Annotated in this window: 1 protein-coding gene and 1 pseudogene; one reads left to right on the forward strand and one right to left on the reverse strand. The window is 67.6% G+C overall.

Features of this window, described 5'->3' with window-relative positions; all coding sequences use genetic code 11:
- Positions 1–1,125: pseudogene (locus VMD50_RS03370) on the reverse strand (cytochrome P450); the annotation flags it as partial.
- Between the two features lie 149 nt (positions 1,126–1,274).
- Here VMD50_RS03370 and VMD50_RS03375 point away from each other — a divergent pair.
- Complete coding sequence (locus VMD50_RS03375; protein WP_325424855.1) at positions 1,275–4,559, forward strand: helix-turn-helix transcriptional regulator; 3,285 nt, start codon at positions 1,275–1,277, stop codon at positions 4,557–4,559.
- Positions 4,560–4,628 lie beyond the last annotated feature (69 nt).

Here is a 4,628-nt window from a genome sequence, read left to right on the forward strand (position 1 = left end):
GGGTGATGACCTTCAGGGCTTCGGCGAGTTCGACCCTGGCGAGGTGGGCGCCGAGGCAGTAGTGCACACCTCCGCCGAAGGTCAGCATCGGTGCCGGGCCCTCGCGGGTGAGGTCGAGGCGATCGGGATGGTCGTAGACCCGGGGTCGCGGTTGGCGGCCGCGGTGTTGGCCACCACACAGGCGCCGGCCGGGACGCGAACTCCGCCCAAGTCGACGTCTGTGGTCGCCACCCGAATCGCGGCGAACACGATCGGCGAGTGGCGCATGAGCTCCTCGACCGCCTGCGGCGCCAGTTCGGGGTGTTCGGCGAGCAACGCCCACTGGCCCGGATGGTCGGACAAGGCCTGCACGGCGGCGGCCAGTTGGTTCCGTGTGGTGTCGCTGCCCGCGTTGAGCAGGGTGGCGACAAGGTTGACGAGTTCGTCGTGGGTGAGCCGGTCGCCGTCGTCTTCGACCCGGATGAGCTCGGAAATCAAATCGTCGCCGAGGGCTTGGCGACGCCGAGCGATCAGGTCCTCGAGGTAGGCGTCGAGTCGACCCCACGCGCGCAGGATGGCCGACTCCTCGGCGGCAACGTTGGTGCCGAAGGCCTTGCTGATGTCATCGGCCCAACGCGAAAACAGTTGCCAGTCCTCCTGCGGTGCGCCCAGCAGCGCGCAGATGATCCGGACCGGGTATTGCCGGGCGATGTCGTGCACCATGTCGCAGCGGCCTGCGGCGGTATGGCGGTCGACCAATTTGCTGATGACGTCGACGCATGCGGTGCGCATCCGGTCGGCCACCCGCGGGGTGAAGGCCCTTGAGACGAGGCGACGCAGCCGGTGATGTTGCGCGGTGTCGACGCACATGAGCGTCTGGCAAACCTTGTCCCAGAGCGGTCCCGAGGTGATGCCTTGCACTACCAGGCTCATTCGGCGGGGCATCGTGAGGCGCGAGTCGCGCAGCACGGTGCGCACCAGGTCGTAGCTGAGCACCTCCGGCCCATAGGGGCCCATCGCGATCGGTGCTCGCCGTCGGGCCCGGCCTATTGTGTCGTGTGCCTCGTCTGGGTCAGTGACGTCGTGATAGGCGAAGCTAGGCCAGGCGATGTCGAAGATGCTGGGACTGGGCGCGTCGATGGTCATGACACGACTATCGATCGCTCTCCGCGCCACACCATCGGCGTAAGTACCTAAATTCTCCGACGGTCGGATACTACGTACGCGGGCGACCCGAGCAACTATTAGCCATTTCGCTGATGTTCTGTGATGCGCATGACCCGATGCTGGTTAGCATGAGCGAGACTGACTGGAGCGCCGTGGGCGTGAACGAACTTCCCACCGGAACGGTGACGTTGCTGCTGGCCGACGTCGAGGGTTCGACGCGGCTGTGGGAGACGCAGCCCGACGAGATGTCCGCCGCGGTCGCGCGCCTGGATCAGGTGCTGGCCGACGTCGTCACCGCCCGTGATGGAGTCCGCCCGGTCGAGCAGGGCGAGGGCGACAGCTTCGTGGTCGCGTTCGCCCGCGCGTCCGACGCGGTGGCCTGCGCGCTGGATTTGCAGCGGGCACCGCTTGCCCCGATCCGGTTACGCATCGGGATCCACACGGGCGAGGTTCGGCTGCGTGACGAGGGCAACTACATCGGCCCGACGATCAATCGCACCGCTCGGCTGCGCGACCTGGCGCACGGCGGCCAGACGGTGTTGTCGGGCGCGACCGAGCTGATGGTGGTCGACCAACTCCCGGCCGATGTCTCGCTGACCGACCTGGGCACCCATCCGCTGCGGGATCTCCCCAGGCCCGAACGCGTGGTGCAGCTATCTCATCCGGACCTGCGCAACGAGTTCCCACCCCTGCGTACTCCCAAGACCCTTGTCTCGCACAATCTTCCAGTCCAGCTCACGAGTTTTGTGGGGCGCCAATCGGAAATCGGAAACCTTCGCGAGGCTCTGGCGAGCAACCGCCTGGTCACCCTCACCGGAGCCGGCGGGGCAGGCAAGACCCGCCTGGCCGTGCAGGTCGCCACGGCGATGGACGCCGAGTTCGGCGACGGAATCTGCTACGTCGATCTGGCGCCGATCACCCATCCTGCCGTCGTGCCCGTCACCGCGGCCCGGGCGTTGGGGCTGCCCGACCAGCCCGGTAAGTCGACCATCGATACGCTGCAGCAGCATCTTCGCGACCGTCACATGCTGTTGGTGCTGGACAATTGCGAGCATCTGCTCGACTCGTCCGCCTCGTTGGTCGCTGCCCTCCTCGGCGCCGCGCCGAGGCTGACCTTCCTCGCCACCAGCCGTGAGCCGCTCGGCGTGACGGGCGAAGCCGGCTGGCAGGTGCCCTCGCTGTCGCTGTCCAACGACGCCGTTGAGTTGTTCGCCGATCGTGCCCGGCTGGCCCGGAGCGACTTCACCATTACCGACGACAATGTCGGCGCGGTGACCGAGATCTGCCGGCGCCTGGACGGGATGCCGTTGGCGATCGAGCTTGCGGCGGCGCGGGTGCGCAGCCTCTCGCTGACGGAGATCGTCGACAGCCTGCACGACCGCTTCCGTCTCCTGACCGGTGGCTCGCGTATCGCTGTGCGCCGGCAGCAGACCCTGCGTGCCTCGGTGGATTGGTCGCACGCTCTTCTCACTGACACCGAGCGCATCCTGTTCCGCCGGCTGGCCGTATTTCTGGGTGGCTTCGACCTCGATGCCGCCCAGGCGGTCACCGGGGCCGACGGGGTGCAGCGCTACCAGGTGCTCGACCAGCTCACCCTGCTCGTCGACAAATCTCTGGTGATCGCCGAAAACAGCAAGGGCACAACGCGATACCGGCTGTTGGAAACGGTACGACAGTATGCGCTGGAGAAGCTCGGCGACTCCGGCGAGGCCGACGCCGTCCGGGCCCGGCACTGTGAGTACTACACGTCGATTGCGGCTCTGCTCGACGCGCCGGCGAGAACCGACTATGGGCAGCTCCTTACGCAGGCCGAAGTCGAGATGGACAACTTGCGTAACGCGTTGGGGTCTTACTTGGAGGCCTCCGATACCGAGCGGGCATTGTCGCTGGCGTCATCGCTGCAACCGCTATGGCTCACGCGGGGACGCGTTCTGGAAGGTCGCGCATGGTTCGATACCGTTGTCCCCGAGGACAATTGGGACAGCCTCAAGGTGCGCGCCGAGGTGCGCGCCCGTGGCCTCGCCGACACGGCAGTGTTGAACGTGTGGGTCGGCGGCAGTAGCGATCGCGCCGACCGCGCTCTGGCGATCGCCCGCGAACTCGGTGATCCAGCACTACTGGCGCGGGCCCTGACGGCCTGCGGCTTTGTCGCGGGCTATCGATACGAGGCCGAGGCGGCCCGCACGTACTACTCGGAGGCGTGCGAGTTCGCCCGGAGCCTGGACGATCGATGGAGGCTGAGTCAGATACTTTCCTGGCAGGCTAACACCGCGGTCACCGTGGGCGACCCGATCACCACCCGCGCGGCCGGCACAGAAGGACGCGAGCTCGCCGACTCGATCGGTGACCGGCCAAACTCGCGGTGGTGTCTTTTCGAGCTCGCGTGGGCGTACGTCATGGAAGGTGACCTGAACGGAGCCGTTGCGGCCTTCCGGGAGCTGGTAGCCGAGTGCGATGCGGACCACGACGAGATTCTCAAACCGGCCGGTCGCATGGGCCTGAGCGTTGCTCTGGCATACCAAGGGGAGGTCGATGCGGCGCGCGCCGCCGCCGACACCGCGTTCGAGACCGCGTCAGGCCTGGATGAATACTTTCAGGGAATGGGCCATGCCGCGGTCGCGCTCGCGGCGCTGGCGGCCGGGGATGTCAGCACCGCACGTGACGCGAGCGAGCGGGCCTGGCAACACCTGACCATGGCGCAGCCGGAGGTGGCTACGGCGCAACGTGCGTTCAACGGCATCCAGGTGGCGCTGGCCGAAGGCGACCTTGTGCTGGCCCGTCGGTGGACCGACGACGCCATTGCGGTGGCGACGGGATGGCACCTGGCGGCGGCTCTACTGGCCCGTGCCCGGGTCGCTGTGGCCGAAGGTGACCGGGAAGCGGCGGAACGCGACGCACATGATGCCCTCGCTCGCGCAGTCGGCTGCGGGGTGCATCTACACCTCGCCGACAACCTCGAGTGTCTCGCGGATGTGGCCAGAGACGCCGATAGCCGGCAAGCCGCGCGGCTCTTCGGCGCCGCCGAGGCGTTCCGGCAGCGCCAAGGGATGGTCCGCCTCAAGGTCCATCAAGCCGGATACGAGGCCTCGGTCGCGGCGCTGCGCGACGCGATGGACGAGGCGGACTTCGACGCCGCCTGGGCGGAGGGCGCGGCGTTGTCCACCCAGGAGGCGATCGCCTACGCGCAGCGCGGCCGCGGCGAGCGTAAACGCCCGAGCAGCGGTTGGGAGTCGCTGACGCCGGCCGAGCGCGACGTCGCACGCCTGGTCTGCGAGGGTCTGGCCAACAAGGACATCGCGACCCGGCTGTTCGTCTCACCCAGGACCGTGCAGGCCCACCTCAGCCACGTGTACGCCAAGCTTGGGGTCAACTCCCGGGTCCAGCTCGTGCAAGAGGCGGCGAGCCGGGCGTAAGCACTCTTGGCGAAGATTCCTCAAAACTTTGCGCCCGGGAGCGCGATACTGAACCCGTGCCTGATCGCA

Source organism: Mycobacterium sp., from assembly GCF_035506235.1.
Classification (GTDB): domain Bacteria; phylum Actinomycetota; class Actinomycetes; order Mycobacteriales; family Mycobacteriaceae; genus Mycobacterium.

Excerpts from the sequence above, each read along its gene's own strand:
- VMD50_RS03375 (WP_325424855.1), top strand. The coding sequence starts at position 1,275 with ATGAGCGAGACTGACTGGAGCGCCGTGGGCGTGAACGAACTTCCCACC.